Raw genomic sequence first — 19,866 nt, forward strand, 5'->3', positions numbered from 1 at the left:
GAGCCACACCTATGTCCGCCATCAAATTGAACGTCGAAGGGCTCAACGTGCGCTTCTTCAACGGCCAGAAAGAAACCCATGCCGTGCGCGATGTGTCGTTTGCCCTGGGCCGCGAAAAGCTGGCGATCGTCGGCGAGTCCGGTTCGGGCAAATCCACGGTCGGCCGCAGCCTGCTCAAGCTGCACCCGCCGAGCGCGAGGATCAGCGCCAAGGCCATGGCGTTTGGTGAGGTCGACCTGCTCTCGGCCAGCGAAAAAGCCATGCAGAAGATTCGTGGCCAGCGCATCTCGATGATCATGCAAGACCCCAAGTATTCGTTGAACCCGGTGGTCAAGGTGGGCGACCAGATCGCCGAAGCCTACCTGGCCCACCACAAGGCCAGTCGCAGCGAGGCCCGTGAGCGGGTCATGCAGATGCTGGAGCAGGTGCATATCCGCGATCCAAAGCGGGTCTACAACCTCTACCCCCACGAAGTCTCGGGCGGCATGGGGCAGCGCATCATGATCGCGATGATGGTCATCACCCGCCCGGAGGTGATCATTGCCGATGAACCCACCTCGGCCCTCGACGTCTCGGTGCGCCAGCAAGTGCTGAGCGTGCTGGAGGAGTTGGTGGAGCAGCAGCAGATGGGCCTGATCTTCGTCAGCCACGACCTCAACCTGGTCCGCAACTACTGCGACCGCGTGCTAGTGATGTACGCCGGACGCGTGGTGGAATCCCTGGCGGCGTGCGACCTGCAATACGCCGAACATCCCTACACCCGTGGCCTGCTGGCCGCATTGCCAAGCATGGACAACCGCCGCGTGCACCTGCCGGTGCTCCAGCGCGACCCGCTTTGGCTGACCCACTGAGGAACCTGACCATGCCCATGATCCAAGCCCACGCGCTCAACCTGAGTTTCGGCACCGGCGCGAGTCTCAATCAAGTGCTGCACGATGTCAGCCTCAGTGTTGCCGACGGCGAATCCTTTGGCCTGGTGGGGGAGTCCGGTTCGGGCAAGACCACCGTGCTGCGCTGCCTGGCCGGGCAATACCGGCAGTGGAGCGGTGAACTGAGCATTGCCGGCGCACCGCTGCAACACAAGATTCCCAAGGCGCATTTTCGCAAAGTGCAGATGGTCTTCCAGGACCCCTACGGCTCCTTGCACCCGCGGCACACCATCGATACCGCCTTGCGTGAGCCGTTGATTATCCATGGGGTAGGGGACAAGGACGACCGGATCGACGAGATCCTGCGCAAGGTCGGCCTGAATGACAGCTTCCGCTTCCGTTACCCGCATCAATTGTCCGGCGGCCAGCGTCAGCGCGTGGCCATCGCCAGGGCGCTGATCCTTGAGCCTCGCGTGTTGTTGCTGGATGAGCCGACCTCGGCCTTGGACGTTTCCGTGCAAGCCGAAATCCTCAACCTGCTCACCGACCTGCGCGCGCAGGAGAAGCTGACCTACCTGATGGTGACGCACGACCTGGGGGTGGTGACGCACCTGTGCGACCGCGTAGCGGTGATGCAGCAGGGGCGGATTGTCGAACTCCTCGACAGTCAGGGCCTGAGCCAGGACCTGGCGGCACACGACTATACGCGGATGCTGGTGCAGGCCAGTCGAGACTTCAGCCAGGCGTCCGAGCGGCGTCAAGCCAGTTAGTAAAAGCAAAGTCATCGTACAACATGATCATTGAGTTGCTGGGCGTACTTCTGTGCGTCCGGCATTAATTGGCATGTTTTATTGATGATTGCCGAAAATTACCGTTAAGTGAAATATCTCGTTGGCTTAAGTATTTGTATAGTTGTACGATGACGTACCTCTTAAGGTATCCCTTCATTTTCGATCTGAGGTTTGCGAACCATGACGCCACAAGAACTAAAAACAGTCCTGTCTTCCGGCTTGCTGTCGTTCCCTGTTACTGACTTTGACGCGGCCGGTGACTTCCGCGCCGACACCTATGCCCGCCGCCTGGAATGGCTGGCGCCGTACGGCGCCAGCGCGCTGTTCGCCGCCGGCGGCACCGGGGAATTTTTCTCCCTGGAAGCCAAGGAATACACACAGATCATCAAGACGGCCGTCGACACCTGCAAAGGCCAGGTGCCGATCCTTGCCGGGGCAGGGGGCCCGACCCGCCAGGCCATCGCCTATGCCCAGGAAGCTGAGCGCCTGGGCGCCGCCGGGATTCTGCTGATGCCCCACTACCTGACCGAAGCCAGCCAGAAAGGCTTGGTGGCCCACGTTGAGCAGGTGTGCAACTCGGTGGATTTCGGCGTAGTGGTGTACAACCGCAACCTGTGCCGCCTCAACGCCGACAGCCTGGAGCAATTGGCCGAGCGCTGCCCTAACCTGATCGGCTTCAAGGATGGCATTGGCGAGGTCGAGTCGATGGTGTCGATCCGTCGCCGCCTGGGTGATCGCCTGACCTACCTCGGTGGGCTGCCGACCGCCGAAGTCTACGCGGCGGCCTACAAGGCCCTCGGCGTGCCGGTGTACTCCTCGGCGGTGTTCAACTTCATCCCGAAAACCGCCATGGATTTCTACCGCGCCGTCGCTGCCGACGATCACGCCACGGTGGGGCGCTTGATCGATGATTTCTTCCTGCCGTACCTGGCCATCCGTAACCGCTGTGAAGGCTACGGCGTGAGCATCGTCAAGGCCGGCGCACGCCTGGTCGGCCACGACGCCGGCCCGGTGCGCGCGCCGCTGACCGACCTGTTGCCTGAAGAAGTGGAGCAACTCGACGTGCTGATCAAGGCCCTCGGCGCCCAGTAAAGCCACTGCGAGGCTCAACTGTGGGCGCTGTCGAGCCCCGCTTGCATCACTGAAGCTCGACGGCGTCCACAGTCCACCATGAGGATCCACAATGCCCCATTGCATCATCGATTGCCCTGCCACCTTGGCCCAGCGCATCGGCGAACACACCCTATTGGCCACCGTGCACGATGCCCTCGACAGCTTCGGCCTATTCAAACCGGGCGACATCAAAGTGCGACTCAACGGCTTCACCCATTACCGCTGCGGCGCGACGCAAGACGACTTTGTGCATGTGGCGCTGTACCTGTTCGCCGGGCGCAGCGCCGAGCAGCAACGCAGCCTCGCTTCGGCGACACTGGGCGCCCTGATCGAAGTGCTGCCGCAGGTTGAAGCGCTGTCCATGGATGTGCGGGAAATGCCCCACGAGACCTTCGTCAATCGCAGTCAATACCTCGAAGAAGCCGGGCGGCAGGCTTAGCGCCCTCGGTGTGATAACCGGCAAAAACAAGGAGAACAACATGCCGCATCAACCCTCGCAAAAAACCTCGACCCGTTGGCTGCTGGCCATCGCGGCCCTCGGTTGCAGTCCGCTGTCATGGGCGCTGCAGGTACCGTCCAAGCTGCAAGTGCCGACCCTGGCCTATGACGACCAGCAGATCATCCTGGTCTGGGAAAAACCCCTCGCGCACGACGGCATCAAGGACTACCGGGTCTACGCCAACGGCGCCTTACTGGGCAGCGCCAACGCCAACAACGACCAGGTGTCGCCGGCCAAACCCTACATTGACCATTTCTACCAACAGGACCGGGCGAACTTTCACCATCGCATCGGCATTCACAGTTACACCGCCCAAGGCCTGAAGCCGGACACCCCGTACCGGTTTACCGTGCGCTCCGTCGACAGCAGCGGCAAGGAGTCGGCCGACAGTGCCGCCGTGCTGCAACGCACCACGCCGGTCCCGGTGGTGTTCGACGTGAAGCACTATGGTGCCAAGGGCGACGGTATTCATCTCGACACCCTGGCGATCCAGCGCGCTATTGATGCCTGCACGGTGGGCGGCAAAGTGTTGCTGCCCAAAGGCACCTACAAAAGCGGGGCGCTCTACCTCAAGAGCAACATGACCCTGGAGATCGCCGACGGCGCGACCCTGCTGGGTTCCGAGCGAGCCGAGGATTACCCGCTCGCGGGGTACATCCAATACCCGTATTCCAGCACCGTGCGCCCGGCCTCGCTGATCAACGCACTGCCGCGCGATCCGCGTCAGCACCAAGCGTTCGAGAACATCCGCATCGTCGGCAAGGGCACCCTCGACGGCAACGGCTGGAAGCGCAACGCTGATATACGCGACGAGCGCGGGCAAACCCTGCCGTTCTATGTCCCCAGCGACAACACGCGCTACCTGCAGGATGGCCTGCTGGCCAAGGCTCAAGTGGAGCAAGCGGTGGCGCGGGGCATGAACGTCAAGGACGCCTACGGGCAGATGCGCTCTTCGTTGATCACCCTGCGCAACGTGAAAAACGTGTTTTACGGTGGCTTTACCGTATTGAACCCAGCGTTCCACGGCATCATGAACTTGGAGACCGAAAACGTGGTGCTGGCCAACACCACTCACACCACGTATGACGCCAACAACGGTGACGGCATCGAGTTCGCCAACAGCAAGGGCGCGATGGTGTTCAATAACTTCTTCGACACCGGCGATGACTGCGTCAATTTTGCCGCCGGCACCGGGGCCGACGCGGTGCACCAACGGCCGCAGGAGGACGCGTGGATCTTCAATAACTACTTCCGTAAGGGCCATGGCATGGTGGTTGCCGGCAGCCACACCGGCGCCTGGATCCAGAACATCCTGGCCGAAGACAACGTGTCCGACGGCACCGATGCCGGGTTGCGCATGAAGAGCACTAACTTCATGGGCGGCGGCGCGCGCAACGTGATATTTCGCGACTCGGCGATCCGCAACACCGTCAAGCAGGCGTTCATTTTTACCCTGGATTACAACGACCCGAACGCCAAGCTCGACTACCAACGCTCGACGGTGGCAGGGCAGTTCAAGGACATCCGCGTCAGTGATGTCAGCGTCGAGAATGCCCAGGGCGCTGCGATCGAAGTCAAGGGCGACGCCCAGCACAATGCCTATCATCAGGGCCTGGTGTTCGAGCGCGTGCGGTTCAGTGGCGCGGCCAAGGCGCGCATTGACGGGTTGAAAGACTCGCGCTTCGACCACGTGGTATTCAGCCAGACTGGGTCTGCCAATCCATGGCAGGTGAGTGACAGCCATGGGTTGGTGTTTGAGGCTGTGCAGCCGCCGCCGCGTTGACCCGGTGACTGCCCTTGCCCGACGCGTGCAGCACCGGGGCGTCGGGCGTGCGCAGTCAGTCTGCCCAGCCGTCGCGCACGGCGTTGCGAATCCCGTCCAGCAACATCGCGAACGCCGGGTTGTCATTGTTCTCGCGCCAGATCAAGTGCAGCTCGCTCTGTGCCCCTTCGCCCAGGTCTATATCGCGGAACACCACGTTCTTGAACACCACGCTGCTGGCGCAACGCGGCACCAGCGCCAGGCCCATGCCGGCGTTGACCAACGCCAGGATGGTCAGGGATGAGCCCAGCCACTGCACATACTCCGGCGCAACGCGGGCCGAGCGCAACAGGCCGGTCAGCAGTTCGTTGAACGGCGGGTAGGCGGAGTGGGCGTACATCAGGAAGGGCTGGGCGTCCAGGTCGTGCACGCTGACCGTCTCGGTATTGGCCAGCCGGTGGCTGCTCGGCACCGCCAGCACGAAGGGTTCGCGCACCAGGCATTCGGTGGCATACCCCGGCTCCAGCAACGGCGCGCGCACGATACCCAGGTCGATGCGGCGGGCGCGCAGGGCTTCGTATTGCTGGTAGGTGTTCATTTCCGCCAGGTCGATCTTGACGTGGGGCTGCTTGAGCCGCGCCTCGGCGATGACCCTGGGCAAAAACTCATACACCGCACTGCCGACGAAGCTGATGTTCACCGTACCGATATCGCCCTCGGCGAAGCGGCGCGCGGTGACGGCCGCTTGCTGGGCGCGCTCCAGCAGGTTCTGCGCCTCGATGAAAAACGCCCGGCCGGCGGCGGTGAGTGCCACGCTGCGAGTGGTGCGGGTAAACAACTCGACCCCCAAGTGATGCTCAAGCAATTGGATCTGCCGGCTGAGGGGCGGCTGGGTCATGTTCAGGCGTTCGGCCGCGCGCCGAAAATTCAGCTCGGTGGCCACGGTGGTGAAGCAGCGCAGTTGAGTCAGCTCGAACATTGATCTAATCCTGGTATCAATCGAATGCCAAGTTAGATTAGACGGGAACAATCTCTGGCGTCCATGCTTCAAGCGTCCCTAAAACAATAATGAGTGGGAGTTGCCCTTGGATACCCTCCAGAATCCGCCAGACCCTAGCGTGCTCGCCCGCGCGGCCGCCAAGGTCAAGCGTCATGTCCTGCCGTTGTTTGTGGTGATGTTCATCGTCAACTACATCGACCGGGTCAATATCGGCTTTGTGCGCAGCCATTTGGAGACCGACCTGGGCATTGGTGCGGCAGCCTATGGCCTGGGTGCCGGGTTGTTCTTCATTGGCTACGCGATCTTCGAAGTGCCCTCCAACCTGCTGTTGCAGCGCTACGGCGCACGGGCCTGGCTGACGCGCATCATGTTCACCTGGGGCGCGGCCGCGATGGCCATGGCCTTCGTCAAAGGTGAAACCAGTTTCTATATCCTGCGCTTTGTCCTTGGCGCTGCCGAAGCCGGGTTTTTCCCCGGCATCATCTACTACTTCACCCAATGGCTGCCGGCGGCCGAGCGTGGCAAGGCGATGGCGATTTTCCTCAGTGGTTCGGCGATTGCCTCGGTGATTTCCGGGCCGGTGTCGGGGGCGCTGTTGCACGTCAACGGCTTGAGCCTGCATGGCTGGCAGTGGATGTTCCTGATTGAGGGCTTTGCTTCCATCCTGCTCTGCGGGTTTGTGTGGTTCTGGCTGCAATCCCATCCGCATCAGGCGAAGTGGCTCAGCGACGAAGAAAAACAGGCGCTGGTCAGCGCCATCGACCTTGAACAGCAGGCCCGTGAGGCGTCCCAGGTCACCCGGCCGTCGATGTTCAAGTTGCTGGCGGACAAACAGATCGCGCTGTTCTGCTTTATCTACTTTTCCATTGCCCTGACCATTTACGGCGCCACCTTCTGGCTGCCCAGCATGATCAAGAAAATGGGCGATTTGGGCGACTTCCAGGTGGGCCTGTTCAACTCGATTCCGTGGCTGATTTCCATCGTCGCCATGTACGCGTTCGCCGCGCTGGCCAGCAAGTGGAAACATCAGCAGGCGTGGGTTGCGCTGATGCTGGTGATCGCCGCCTTCGGCATGTTCATGTCCACCACCGGCGGACCGGTGTTTGCCTTTATCGCCATCTGTTTTGCCGCGATTGGCTTCAAGGCCGCGTCTGCCTTGTTCTGGCCGATCCCCCAGGGTTATCTGGATGCGCGGATCGCGGCGGCGGTGATTGCCTTGATCAATTCGGTCGGCAACCTGGGCGGCTTCGTCGCACCCACCACCTTCGGTTTGCTGGAGCAGACCACCGGCTCCATCGAAGGCGGGCTGTATGGCCTGGCCGCCACATCGCTGGTGGCGGCGGTGGTGGTGTTTTTTGCCCGTACCGCACCGCGCGGCGCAGTGCCGCCTACGTCCACACCGACTACTCACCCACACGCCTTGCGTCCAGGCCCACAGGGAGCCGCCTCTTGAAAATCGTCCGCGTTACCGTCACACCTATCGCCTTTCGCGACCCACCGTTGCTCAACGCCAGCGGTATCCACGAAGCCTACGCACTGCGCTCGATCATCGAAGTCGAGAGCGACACCGGCTATATCGGCCTCGGCGAAAGCTACGGCGATGCCCCGGCGCTGGCGATCCAGCAGCTGGTGCAGCCGCAACTGATCGGCCTGGACCCCTTCAACCTCAATGGGCTGCGCGCTATCGTCCAGGCCACGGTGGCCGCGCACAAACCCGCGAGCCTCAGCGGCGCGGAACTGGCGCCGGGCTCCCATGCCAGCAAGGCGGTGAGCAATGCCTATTCGGCGTTCGAAGTGGCCTTGCTCGACCTCCAGGCCCACGCCTTGAACGTGCCGCTGGTGGACTTGCTCGGTGGGGCGATCCGTGACCGGATCCCGTTCAGTGCCTACTTGTTTTTCAAGTACGCCGAACACATCGACTCTCCCTACAAGCCCGATAGCTGGGGCGAAGCGCTCAACGAAGAGCAGATCGTCGCCCAGGCCCGGCGGATGATCGAAGCCTATGGCTTCAAAAGCATCAAGCTCAAGGCCGGAGCCCTGGAGCCGGAACATGAAGTGCGCTGCATCAAGGCGCTTAAAAAGGCTTTCCCCGGCGTGCCGCTGCGCATTGACCCGAATGGCAACTGGTCGCTGCAGACCTCGATTCGCATGGCTGAACTGCTCGGCGATGACCTGCAGTATTACGAAGACCCAACCCCAGGCCTGGAGGGCATGGCCGAACTGCACACACGTACGGGCTTGCCCCTGGCGACCAATATGGTGGTCACCGACTTTGACGAGTTCCGCCGCAGCGTGGCCCAGGACAGCGTGCAGATCGTACTCGCCGACCATCACTACTGGGGTGGCCTGCGCGACACTCAAGCGTTGGCGAAAATGTGCCAGACCTTCGGCCTGGGCGTGTCGATGCACTCCAACTCACACTTGGGCATCAGCCTGATGGCGATGGCGCATGTGGCCGCGTCGGTCCCCAACCTCGATTACGCCTGCGACACCCATTACCCCTGGCAGGAACCGGACGAGGAGGTGATCAAGGGCGGCAAAGTGCCGATTGTCGATGGCTGTGTGACGCTCACCCGCGCGCCCGGGCTGGGCCTTGAACTTGATCATGATCAACTGGGCAAGCTGCATGACCAGTACCTGAGTTGCGGCATCCGCCAGCGCGATGACGTGAAACAGATGCAGCGTTACCAACCGGATTGGAAGACCGTCAAACCGCGTTTCTGAAGCTGGTCGCTTCACGTTGCCCGGCGATGCCTTGTGAGGTCGCCGGGCTTTTTTTCAGCCAAAATCTTCCTCGAAATGTTCCTGCTCGCCGCGTGTATTGCTCTGGCGGCGCAGCACCTCCATCTGGCGCAGTTCCACCCGGCGGATCTTGCCGGAGATGGTCTTGGGCAGTTCACTGACGAACTCGATACGCCGCACCCGCTTGTAAGGCGCCAAATGCTCACGGGCGAAGGCCAGGATGTGCCGGGCCAGTTCGGCGCTGCCGGGGGCGTCGTGGGCCAATATCAGGAACGCCTTGGGCACCGCCAGGCGCAAGGGATCGGGGCTGGGCACTACGGCAACTTCCATCACCGCCGGGTGTTCGATCAGCGCGCTCTCCAGTTCGAAAGGGCTGATGCGGTAGTCGGAAGCCTTGAACACATCATCCGCGCGGCCCACGAAGGTGATGTAGCCGTCGGCGTCGATTTGCGCGGTGTCGCCGGTGCGGTAGTAGCCGTCACGCATGACCTCGGCGGTTTTTTCCGGGCTGTCTTCGTAGCACAGCATCAGGCCGAGCGGGCGCACGTCCAGGGGCAGGGCGACTTCGCCCTCAGTGCCGGGGTTGCCGTCGGGATCGAGCAAGGCCACTTGATAGCCCGGCAACGGGCGGCCCATGGAACCGGGCTTGAGCAACTGGCCAGGGGTGTTGCCCACCAGCGCGGTGGTTTCCGACTGGCCAAAACCATCGCGCAGCGGCAAGCCCCAGGCCTGCTGGATCTGTTCGATGATTTCCGGGTTCAGCGGCTCGCCGGCGCCGACCAATTCGCGCAGGCTGAGGCGCGGCTTGTAGCTGGCCAGGTCTTCCTGGATCAACATGCGCCACACCGTGGGCGGCGCGCACAGGCTGGTCACGCCGTAGCGTTCCAATGTGCTGAGCAGGGTGGGTGCGCTGAAACGCGCGACGTTATGGATAAAGATGCACGCGCCGGCATTCCACGGCGCGAACAGGCAGCTCCACGCATGCTTGGCCCAGCCTGGCGACGAGATATTCAGGTGCAGGTCGCCCGGTTGCAGGCCGATCCAGTACATGGTCGACAGGTGCCCCACCGGGTAGCTCTGGTGGCTGTGCAGCACCATCTTCGGCTTCGACGTGGTGCCGGAGGTGAAATACAGCAGCATCGGGTCGGTGGCCAGGGTGCGGCCTTCGGCCTCGAAGTGTTCGGGGTATGCAAAGGCGGCGCTGTGCGCGACCCAGCCGGCAGGCGCCGAACCCACGCAGATGCGGCTGCAACCGTCTGCCAGGCCGGCGAACTTGCTGACATGCGCCTCGCCGACCACCAAGTGACGCACCTGCCCGCGCTCGATCCGGTCGCGCAGGTCATCAGCGTTCAGCAGGGCCGTGGCGGGGATGACCACCGCCCCGAGCTTGAACGCGGCGAGCATGGTTTCCCACAGTGCCACATCATTGCCGAGCATCAACAGCACGCGATCACCACGCCGCACGCCGAGGGCGCGCAGGTGATTGGCCACCTGGTTAGCGCGCGCGGCCAGCTGCTGGAAGCTGTAACGCTGCTCGCTGCCGTCTTCTTCGACGATCCACAGCGCATTGGCCGGATTGCCCTCGGCCATGGCGTCGAAATAGTCCAGGGCCCAGTTGAATTCGCCCAGTTGCGGCCAACGGAAATCCCGTACGGCAGTGGCGTAGTCGGTGCGGTGAGCGAGCAGGAAATCCCGAGCGGCCAGGAAGGGCTGGGTCATGGTGGCTGTCCTTAATTATTGTTGTGGGACTGCCCCTCGGCTGGGCCGAGAGGCTGGACCGAGTATAGGCACGCATAAATCAGAGCAGAACGCCCAAAAATACCCGAGCGTTGTGCAAAAAAGTGATGGGTGTAGTGAGCGAGCTTGCCCCGTGCTGGGGTGCGAAGCAGCCCCAACACTAGCCGTGATGTTTACCTGAAAAAATGCGCTGACTGGATCAGGGCTGCTTCGCACCCCAGCGCGGGGCAAGCCCGCTCACCACAAGAGCTTCCGAAACCTCAATAGGAGGTCAGTCCTTGAGTGCTTTCAGGTGCTTGTAGATCGTCTGCCGCTCCACAACCTAGCCGTGATGTTTGTCTGAAAAAATGCGCTGACTGGATCAGGGCCGCTTCGCGCCCCAGCGCGGGGCAAGCCCGCTCACCACAAGCGCTTCCGAAACCTCAATAGGAGGTCAGCCCTTGAGTTGCTTCAGGTGCTTATAGGCTGTCGCCCGCCCCATGCCCAGCTAGAGCTGTTGTAGTGAGCGGGCTTGCCCCGCGCTGGGCTGCGAAGCAGCCCCAACACCAGCAGTGATGTTCACCTGAAAAAATGCGCTGACTGGATCAGGGCCGCTTCGCGCCCCAGCGCGGGGCAAGCCCGCTCACCACAAGGGCTTCCGAAACCACAATGGCAGGTCAGCCCTTGAGTTGCTCCAGGTGCTTATAGGCTGTTGCCCGTCCCATGCCCAGCTAGAGCTGTTGTAGTGAGCGGGCTTGCCCCGCGCTGGGCTGCGAAGCAGCCCCAACACCTAGCAGTGATTAACCGCCGGTGTATCGAAACCCGCCTGACAATTTCTCCTTCAAATAGCTGACCAATGCACTCACTGACTTCGGCACATGGGGCGAGTAAGGGCGGATCAGGTAGATCTCATCGGCAAACGCGCCCTTGAGCGTCCAGTCGTTGAGCACCTGCACCAGCGTGCCGCTGGCCAGGGCGGCATGGGCGCTGAAGTCCGGGAGCAGGGCGATGCCCAGGTGGTTGAGCGCCGAGTCGCGCAAGGCCTCGCTGTTATTGGTGGCGAAGCTGCCGGCGATGGGCACGGTGAGGCGCTCGACGTTTTTGCTGCCGCGCTCGAAGGTCCACGCGGGCTGGTCGGTGCCGCGTGGGTAGAACAGGCAGTTGTGGGCCGATAAGTCGCCGGGCTCGCGTGGCTCGCCGTGGCGTTGCAGGTAATCCCGAGTGGCGACCAGCACCGAGCCGGTGTCGCACAGTTTCCAGGCCACATGGGTTTCCGGGACCTGGAAGCCGTGGCGCACGGCCAGGTCGTAGCCCTCGGCGGCCAATGAACTCAGGGCGTCCGACACGTCGAGTTGAATACGCACCTGCGGGTACTGTTGCAAGAACTCCGACAGGTGCGGCACCAGTTGCTGGCGGGCGAACGCCACGGGTGCGGTGAGGCGCACCAGCCCGCGAATCTCCCCGGCCGAGTCGCGCACCGACGAGAAGCTGCGGGCGATCTGTTCATAGGCGCTGCGCACCTCTCGCGTCAACGACAGCCCCGCATCGGTCAGCCGCACACTGCGCGTTGTTCGCGTCACCAGCCGTGTGCCGGTGGCTTTTTCCAGGTCGGAAATACGCTGGCTGACGGCCGACTTGCTCACGCCAAGACGCGCGGCAGCGGCGGTGTAGGTGCCTTGTTCCTCCAGCACGGAGAGCCAGTGGATATGAGTCCACAGGCCTTCGATCTCGGATTTTTCCATGGGTCTATTGTTCGCATGTATGGACAATAAGTTCTGGATTCTGCTCTGGTTTGGAACAAACCGAAAGTCTATCGTGTGTCCCAACGCTACCCACCTGGGATCTACTGCCATGACAACGACAATCGAGCACTACATCAACGACCAGCGCGTGAGCCGCGATGATCGCTATCAGGACGTCTACAACCCGGCCAACGGCGAAAAAACCGGCCGTGTCGCCTTGGCCAGCCGCCAGACCGTTGCCGAAGCCGTCGCTGCTGCCCAGGCCGCTTTCGCCGGTTGGGCCGATACGCCGCCGATCCGCCGCGCCCGTGTGTTGTTCGAATACCTGCATCTGTTGCGCGAGCGCAAGGACGACCTGGCGCGCATCATCGTCGCCGAACACGGCAAGGTCTTCACCGATGCCCAGGGCGAAGTCGACCGTGGCATCGACATCCTCGAATTTGCCTGCGGCATTCCTAACCTGCTCAAGGGCGAGCATTCCGATCAGGTCTCCCGTGGCATGGACAACTGGACGATGCGCCAGCCGCTGGGCGTGGTGGCCGGTGTTACGCCGTTCAACTTCCCGGTGATGGTACCGATGTGGATGTACCCGATCGCCATCGCGGCGGGCAACACCTTCATCCTCAAGCCAAGCCCGACCGACCCGAGCGCGTCGTTGTTCATGGCCGAACTGCTGCGTGAAGCCGGCTTGCCCAAAGGCGTGTTCAACGTGGTGCAGGGCGACAAGGAATCGGTGGACGCACTGATCGAACACCCGGACGTCAAGGCCGTGAGCTTTGTCGGCTCCACGCCGATTGCCCAGTACATCTACGAGACCGGCGCGCGCAACGGTAAGCGCGTGCAAGGCCTGGGCGGCGCGAAAAACCACATGGTGGTGATGCCCGACGCCGATATCGAAAAAACCGTCGACGCCCTGATGGGCGCCGCCTACGGCAGTGCGGGCGAACGCTGCATGGCCATCTCGGTGGCGGTATTGGTGGGCGATGTGGGTGACAAAGTCGTCGCCGCCCTGACTGAGCGCGCCAAACAACTGCGCATCACCGACGGTCGCGATTTGAAAGCCGAGATGGGCCCGATTGTTTCCCGTGCGGCGCTGGAGCGCATCAGCGGCTACATCGAACAAGGCGTGCAGGCCGGCGCGCAATTGCTGCTCGACGGGCGTGACTACGTGCCCACCGAAGCGGGCCTGGAAAACGGTTTCTGGCTCGGCGCGACGTTGTTCGACCATGTGACCAAAGAGATGAGCATCTACCGCGAAGAAATCTTCGGCCCGGTGCTGGCCTGCGTGCGCGTGAATGACTTCGGCGAAGCGATCAAGCTGGTCAACGACCACGAATTCGGCAACGGCGTCAGCTGCTTCACCCGCGATGGCAACATCGCCCGCGAGTTTGCACGCCGGATCGAAGTGGGGATGGTCGGCATCAACGTACCGATTCCGGTGCCGATGGCGTGGCACGGGTTTGGTGGCTGGAAGAAGAGCCTGTTTGGCGACATGCATGCCTACGGCACTGAGGGCGTGCGCTTCTACACCAAGCAGAAATCGATCATGCAGCGCTGGTCGGAGAGCATTGAGCAGGGCGCGGAGTTTGCGATGCCTGTGTCCAAGTAACGGCCAAAAGAACACAGCAGGGCAACTGTGGGAGGGGGCTTGCCCCCTCCCACATTTTTTTTGGCTGCGTAAGGGTTGACGATGCAGCGAATCAAGAATACTGTACATAAACACAGTGTTTAAGCGCTGATCGACCAACACCCGGCAACCTCAGTCCTGCCAAACACTGTGTGCAAGTTAACGGATTAACTTGATGCACAGGCTCGTCTTATCGAGCCATTTTTATTGATAGAGAGGGAACTCATGTCTTATCCAGAAAGCAAACTCACCGGTTTGATCGGTTTCGCCCAAGCGGCAAAAGTGACAGGTGGCTGGTCCGGCCCTGTGGTCAGTATCACCACACTTGATCAACTCAAGGCCAATATCGGCGATACCACCCCACGGGTACTGGTGATCAACAGTAATATCTCGGCGTCGAGCCTGACCAAAGTCAACATGGGCGCCAACAAGACCCTGATTGGTTCGTTCCAGAACCGCACCCTGGAGAATATTCACCTGCGTGCAACGGCGCAGTCGCAGAACATTATTCTGCAGAATCTTATCTTCAAGCATTCGGCAAGTATCAAGGCCAATGACGATATTCAGGTGTACTTGAACTACGGCAGCAAGTATTGGATTGACCATTGCTCTTTCGTCGGGCACAGCTGGTCCACCACTGACGGCAGTGAAGATAAACTGCTGTATATCGGTGAAAAGGCCGATTATGCCACCATCAGCAACTGCTTCTTTGGCAGTCACAAGTATGGCCTGATCTTCGGCCACCCGGCGGATGACAATAAAGCAGAGTTCAATGGTTACCCGCGCCTGACGCTGTGCCATAACCGCTTCGACAACATGGAAGTGCGTGCGCCTGGCTTGATGCGTTACGGTTATTTTCATGTGTACAACAACTACATCAATAACTTCCACCTCGGTTTTACCCTGGCACAAAACGCCAATATCCTTTCTGAAAGTAACTACTTTGGCGAAGGCAGCCAAAATAAAGGCATGTTGGACGACAAAGGCACTGGCACGTTCACCGATACCAACAGTGTCCCGCCGATCACCAACCAGAAGTCGCCTAAAGCGCAATGGACGGCCCTTTCCAACTATGGCTATACCTTGAAGACCGCCGCACAAGCCAAGGACTTTACCCAGAAGAATGCCGGCGCTCAGTCGGTAGCCCTGATCTTTGGTAGTTGATTAGCTAGCTTTCTACTTAACGATCATTTAATACGGGTGCCACTGTATTTATATCAAGGATATAAATACAGTGATGGCCTTTGTAATCTAAATAATTCTTCATGTTGCGACAGGCAGGCTTCCATGTTAAACCTTGTTTCGCACTTGCAGAGCCAACTATCTCTTGCTCTTTCAGCCACTATTAAGTTGTTGGCTGTCATGTGCTATTTAATCTTCGCTTGTCACTTAAGCGTCAGCAAAAGGACATCATCATGAAACACGCGAATCACACACCCACTCGCTGGACACGGGCCGATGCGCTGAAAGTTAATGAGAATGACCCGACGACGACACAGCCGTTAGTGAGTCCTGACTTTCCTGTCATGAGTGACACGGTCTTTATCTGGGACACCATGCCCTTGCGTGAACTGGATGGCACGGTGGTATCGGTCAATGGCTGGTCAGTGATCTTCACCCTGACTGCCGACCGTCGCCCCCATGATCCACAATTCATCAACGCCGATGGCCGTTACGACATCAAGCGCGATTGGGAAGACCGCCATGGCCATGCGCGTATCTGCTACTGGTACTCACGCACCGGCAAGGACTGGATCTTCGGCGGCCGTGTCATGGCCGAAGGCGTATCGCCGACCACGCGTGAATGGGCAGGCACACCGATCCTGCTGAATAACAACGGTGATATCGACCTGTACTACACCTGCGTCACACCGGGCGCCACCATTGCCAAAGTCAGGGGCCAAGTGGTTACGTCGGATACCGGCGTTACCCTGCAGGGCTTTGATCAGGTCAAATCGCTGTTTGATGCCGACGGCCTCTATTACCAAACCGAAGCGCAAAATTCGACCTGGAACTTTCGCGATCCCAGCCCCTTTATCGATCCAAAAGATGGCAAGTTGTACATGGTGTTCGAAGGCAACGTAGCCGGCGAGCGCGGGACGCACGAAGTGGGCCCGAATGAAATTGGCCTGGTGCCGCCTGGGCATGAAGATGTCGGCGGTGCGCGTTATCAGGTCGGCTGTATCGGCATCGCGGTGGCCAAAGACCTCAACGGTGACGAGTGGGAGATTTTGCCGCCGCTGGTGACGGCCGTTGGCGTGAACGACCAGACCGAACGGCCGCACTATGTGTTCCAGGACAACAAGTACTACCTGTTCACCATCAGTCACAAGTTCACCTATGCGGATGGCGTGACGGGGCCGGATGGCGTTTATGGGTTCGTCAGTGATCAGCTGTTCGGCCCTTACACACTGATGAATGCCTCTGGTCTGGTGCTCGGCAATCCGCCGTCACAGCCCTTCCAGACGTACTCCCACTGCGTGATGCCCAATGGCCTGGTGACGTCGTTTATCGACAGCGTGCCCACCACCGGCGATGACTACCGTATCGGCGGCACCGAAGCGCCGACGGTCAGGATTGTGTTGAAGGGCGATCGTTCGTTTGTGCAGGAGGCTTATGACTACGGCTACATCCCGGCGATGCGCGATGTGGTGTTGAGCCAGTAATCGCAGTGCAAAACCCAGCCTGATTTCATCAGGTAGGTGGGAGGGGGCTTGCCCCCTCCCACTTTTTTTTGACCAGCAGCCTGTGTTCGATGCTCAAGTCCCAGCCCCCCAAGCCGATACAGGCACTAGCATCATGAGTGATCCCGGACTCGTAGGTGCACGCCTGGTCGTCGCTCAGGTCAACGAATAAAAATCAAAAGGGGTGGCCATGACCATATTGCAGCGTGTGATCGGCGGATTTGCGGTGTTGGTGCTGTTATTGCTGATCATGGCGGGGATCAGCTATCAGAACACGCAGTCCATCAGCAGTCGCTTGACCATTATCACCGGCCAGTCGGCACCTCTGAGCCGGGCCGCCAGTGAACTCTACGTGCATATCCTGCGCGCCAACCAGGCCTTGCTGGCCATTCAGATCAGCACCGACCCCAAGCAGATCGAGGACGGTAAGCGACCGTTTACCGAGAGCATCGCCCAGTTCAATCAGTTGCTCGACAGCACCGTTGCCTACACCGGCGAGCATGAGGCACTGCGGGCGAACCTGGCGCAGCAGCGCCAACAGGTAGCGGCCTACGCCGAACAGGCGCAGGCGTTGATGACGTCCCACATGCAACATGTGCAGCAGTTGGCGCTGACGCGCAAACTGCAAGGCTACAGCAGTGCGCAGGCGATGCAGCTGACCAGCTACCTGCGGGATTACATCGCGCATGCGCGCAGTGTCGGCGAACCGCAACAGGTGGCCGCAGCGGAAAAACTGCTGTTGGAAGTCAACAAATCCTACGAGGGCTTCGCGGCCCACACCGTGACGCCCGCCATTGATAAATTACAGCGTGTGCTCAACCTGCAAGACGAGGTGATCAGCACCCGCGCGCAGGCCCTGACCGCGATTGACCCCAGGGTCGGGCGTATTGCCGGCGTCATGGTCAATCGCCTGCTGACTGACCTGACCGCCGCTGACGGCCTGTTCCAGGCTTATCAGTTGGAGGCCAATCTGGCCGCGCAGGTGCAGCAACAACGCAATGCGGTTGAGGCAGCGCTGAAAGCCACCCTGGACCGGATTGGCGAGTTTGGCAGCCAGTCCCTGGAGGTCGCTAACCAGGCCAGTCAGTCGGCCAATGCCACCATCGGCACCAGCCGCAGCTTGCTATTGATCGCGTGTGTGCTGGCGGTGCTGGCGGCGGTGTTGATTGGCACGTGGGTCGCCTTCAGCTTGCGGCGTCCGCTGGCGGCGTTTCGCGAAGTGCTCAAGACGCTCACTGCGGGGGACATGCGGGTCAGTTTCGATGTCAGCCGTAAAGACGAGTTCGGTGAGTTGGGCGGTTACCTGAACGAACTGACCACGGCCCTGCGCAAAACCTTCCGTGAATTGATCGGCTCTGCCGATGCGCTGGCCGTGACCGCCGGGAGCAACGCCTTGAACAGCGAGCAGACCACCCGTGTGGTGGATGAGCAGAAGGACCGCTTGCAATCGGCCGCCTCGGCCATGACGCAGATGGAAAGCACGGTGGAAGAGGTGGCCCGGCGCGCGCAGGACACCCGCCAGGCCGTGGACGACACCAGTGAGCTGACGCACAAGGTGCAGGCGCGCGTGGCCGAGACCATCGTCAATATCCGCCAGCAGGCCGACCAGGTGAACAAGGCCACGCAGGTGACCGATGAGTTGCAGAAGTACGGGCAGAATATCGAGGGCATTGTTGTTGCCATTCGCACCATTGCCGAACAGACCAACTTGCTCGCCCTGAATGCGGCGATCGAAGCGGCCCGTGCCGGCGAGCAGGGACGCGGTTTTGCGGTCGTGGCCGATGAAGTGCGCTCCCTGGCCAGCCGTACCCAGACCTCGACCAGCGAAATCCAGGACATGATCGGGCTCATGCAGGAAAAGATTCACTCGGTGGTGCACGTGATGAACGAGAGCCAGGCGCAGTCCACCCAATGCGTGTCCCTGGCCTCGGGCGCTGGTGACTTGCTGCTGTCGATGAGCGACTCGGTCGACAGTATCCGCGACATGAATATTCAGATCGCCGCCGCCACCGAGGAGCAGAGCGCCACGGTGCAGGAAACCAGTCGGATGGTCATCCAGATCAACGATTCTGCCCAGCAGACGGCACAGGGCGCCGAGCAGTCGGCCATCAGCAGCCACGAGCTGTCGGACATGGCCAAAGTGCAGCGCGAGCTGCTCCATCATTTCAGCGTTTGAGCCGCGGGAGTCAGAACATGAAAACATGGTTAATGCTCGCCTTGGGGGCGACGCTGCTCATTCCGGGCCCCGCCCAGGCCGCCACGCCCTTGCTGGGTGTGGGCATGGCAAAGTACGACGATAACTTCCAGACCCTGCTGCGCAACGGGGTGCAGCAACAGGCCGGCGTCATGAACGTCGACATCTTTATGGAAAACGGGCAGGACAGCGTCGATTTGCAGATGCGCCAGTTCCGCAACCTGGTCAACGCCAAGGTGGATGCGATCATCGTCGCGATGGTTGACGGCAAAAGTGCGGCGCAGATGATGCAGCTGGCCTCGGACGCCAAGATCCCGCTGGTATTCGTCAACCGCAATCCGAACCCGGAAAAGTGGCCGGCGCAGACCGCGTTTGTCGGCTCCAACGAGCTGGAGTCGGGGACGTTGCAGATGGAAGAGCTGGCGCGCCGTGCCGGTTACAAGGGCAACGTGGTGATCCTGGTAGGCGACCCGGCCAACGCATCCTCCTTGATGCGCACCGAGGACGTGGAGAAAGTCGTCGCCAAATACCCCGATATGAAAGTTGTACAGAAAAAAGTCGGCAACTGGGAACGTAGCCAAGCTGCCACGATTGTCATTGACTGGGTCAAGCAGGGCGTCGATTTTTCGATCATTGCGGCCAATAACGATGAAATGGCGATCGGCGCGATCATGGGGCTGGAAAAGGCCGGCAAGCAGGCCAAGGACTATTGGGTCGGCGGCATCGACGGCACCCCGGACGGTTTGAAATTGATGGCTGAGGGCAAGATGGCGGTCAGCGTGTTTCAGGATGCCGCCGGCCAGGCCGGTGGCGCAGTGGATACCGCGCTACGCCTGGTACGCGGCGAGGTGCTGGAATCGACCGTGGTCTGGGTGCCGTTCAAGTTGATCACGCCTGAGAATCGACAGGCGTTTGAATAGGACTGACCCCCTCGATCCAACGTTGGAATGCAGTCAACTGTGGAAGGGGGGGGCGATTCGACTTGCTCCCCGATAGCTTTGGGTCAGGTGAATGGATATTGACTGATCTGCCGCCATCGGGGTGTAGAACCGTAGACATCGTTTACATCTGAAACCGGGGACATCGTTTACACATTTGAGGCTTGGACGCGGGTCATACCCCGTCCA

The 19,866-nt window shown here is 60.7% G+C and carries 15 protein-coding genes and 1 pseudogene; 13 read left to right on the forward strand and 3 right to left on the reverse strand.

What is annotated here, in order from left to right; all coding sequences use genetic code 11:
• Positions 1-11: 11 nt before the first annotated feature.
• From BM403_RS23580 to BM403_RS23600, 5 genes are all read left to right on the forward strand, one after another.
• The gene (locus tag BM403_RS23580; protein WP_012723511.1) at positions 12-851 is read left to right on the forward strand and encodes an ABC transporter ATP-binding protein; all 840 of its coding nucleotides are present in this window, start codon (positions 12-14) and stop codon (positions 849-851) included.
• Positions 852-862: 11 nt separating this feature from the next.
• A complete protein-coding gene (locus tag BM403_RS23585; protein WP_046035396.1) occupies positions 863-1,639 on the forward strand; it encodes an ABC transporter ATP-binding protein in 777 nt (258 codons plus the stop codon).
• A gap of 201 nt (positions 1,640-1,840) precedes the next feature.
• A complete protein-coding gene (kdgD, locus tag BM403_RS23590) occupies positions 1,841-2,752 on the forward strand; it encodes a 5-dehydro-4-deoxyglucarate dehydratase (protein ID WP_046035395.1) in 912 nt (303 codons plus the stop codon).
• Between the two features lie 91 nt (positions 2,753-2,843).
• On the forward strand, positions 2,844-3,212 hold the full coding sequence (locus BM403_RS23595) for a 5-carboxymethyl-2-hydroxymuconate Delta-isomerase (RefSeq protein ID WP_093545220.1): 369 nt from the start codon (positions 2,844-2,846) through the stop codon (positions 3,210-3,212).
• Positions 3,213-3,252: 40 nt separating this feature from the next.
• Positions 3,253-5,055 (forward strand): glycosyl hydrolase family 28 protein, encoded by a 1,803-nt coding sequence (locus BM403_RS23600; protein WP_093545223.1) that lies wholly within the window; start codon positions 3,253-3,255, stop codon positions 5,053-5,055.
• Positions 5,056-5,110: 55 nt separating this feature from the next.
• Here the strand turns inward: BM403_RS23600 and BM403_RS23605 are convergent, their stop codons facing one another.
• Positions 5,111-6,013 carry a LysR family transcriptional regulator gene (locus tag BM403_RS23605; protein ID WP_012723516.1) on the reverse strand — a complete coding sequence of 301 codons (903 nt, stop codon included), beginning with the start codon at positions 6,011-6,013 and terminating at the stop codon, positions 5,111-5,113.
• 106 nt (positions 6,014-6,119) lie between these two features.
• Here BM403_RS23605 and BM403_RS23610 point away from each other — a divergent pair, with 106 nt between their 5' ends.
• Both BM403_RS23610 and BM403_RS23615 read left to right on the forward strand, forming a co-directional pair.
• Positions 6,120-7,487 (forward strand): MFS transporter, encoded by a 1,368-nt coding sequence (locus tag BM403_RS23610; protein ID WP_043206203.1) that lies wholly within the window; start codon positions 6,120-6,122, stop codon positions 7,485-7,487.
• Positions 7,484-8,758: a glucarate dehydratase family protein gene (locus BM403_RS23615; protein WP_093545226.1), complete on the forward strand. Its 1,275-nt coding sequence runs from the start codon at positions 7,484-7,486 to the stop codon at positions 8,756-8,758. Before BM403_RS23610 ends, BM403_RS23615 begins: the two co-directional genes overlap by 4 nt.
• Before the next feature lie 54 nt (positions 8,759-8,812).
• Here BM403_RS23615 and BM403_RS23620 read toward each other — a convergent pair whose 3' ends face one another.
• Together BM403_RS23620 and BM403_RS23625 are read right to left on the reverse strand one after the other, a co-directional pair.
• Positions 8,813-10,495: an AMP-binding protein gene (locus BM403_RS23620; protein ID WP_012723519.1), complete on the reverse strand. Its 1,683-nt coding sequence runs from the start codon at positions 10,493-10,495 to the stop codon at positions 8,813-8,815.
• Between the two features lie 797 nt (positions 10,496-11,292).
• Positions 11,293-12,234, reverse strand: a complete 942-nt coding sequence (locus tag BM403_RS23625) for a LysR family transcriptional regulator (RefSeq protein ID WP_093545229.1) — start codon at positions 12,232-12,234, stop codon at positions 11,293-11,295.
• A 109-nt stretch (positions 12,235-12,343) separates the two neighbouring features.
• Here BM403_RS23625 and BM403_RS23630 point away from each other — a divergent pair, with 109 nt between their 5' ends.
• From BM403_RS23630 to BM403_RS23650, 6 genes and pseudogenes are all read left to right on the forward strand, one after another.
• A complete protein-coding gene (locus BM403_RS23630; RefSeq protein ID WP_093545232.1) occupies positions 12,344-13,843 on the forward strand; it encodes a CoA-acylating methylmalonate-semialdehyde dehydrogenase in 1,500 nt (499 codons plus the stop codon).
• A gap of 243 nt (positions 13,844-14,086) precedes the next feature.
• The gene (locus tag BM403_RS23635; RefSeq protein ID WP_012723522.1) at positions 14,087-15,025 is read left to right on the forward strand and encodes a pectate lyase family protein; all 939 of its coding nucleotides are present in this window, start codon (positions 14,087-14,089) and stop codon (positions 15,023-15,025) included.
• Positions 15,026-15,276: 251 nt separating this feature from the next.
• The gene (locus BM403_RS23640; protein ID WP_093545235.1) at positions 15,277-16,527 is read left to right on the forward strand and encodes a glycoside hydrolase family 68 protein; all 1,251 of its coding nucleotides are present in this window, start codon (positions 15,277-15,279) and stop codon (positions 16,525-16,527) included.
• Between the two features lie 916 nt (positions 16,528-17,443).
• Positions 17,444-17,863, forward strand: a pseudogene (locus BM403_RS32645) (HAMP domain-containing protein); the annotation flags it as partial.
• 102 nt (positions 17,864-17,965) lie between these two features.
• Positions 17,966-18,721 (forward strand): methyl-accepting chemotaxis protein, encoded by a 756-nt coding sequence (locus BM403_RS32650; RefSeq protein WP_370636462.1) that lies wholly within the window; start codon positions 17,966-17,968, stop codon positions 18,719-18,721.
• A gap of 17 nt (positions 18,722-18,738) precedes the next feature.
• Positions 18,739-19,659, forward strand: a complete 921-nt coding sequence (locus BM403_RS23650; protein WP_012723525.1) for a substrate-binding domain-containing protein — start codon at positions 18,739-18,741, stop codon at positions 19,657-19,659.
• The last annotated feature ends 207 nt before the right edge of the window (positions 19,660-19,866 follow it).

The organism is Pseudomonas sp. OV546, assembly GCF_900116845.1.
Lineage (GTDB): Bacteria > Pseudomonadota > Gammaproteobacteria > Pseudomonadales > Pseudomonadaceae > Aquipseudomonas > Aquipseudomonas petroselini.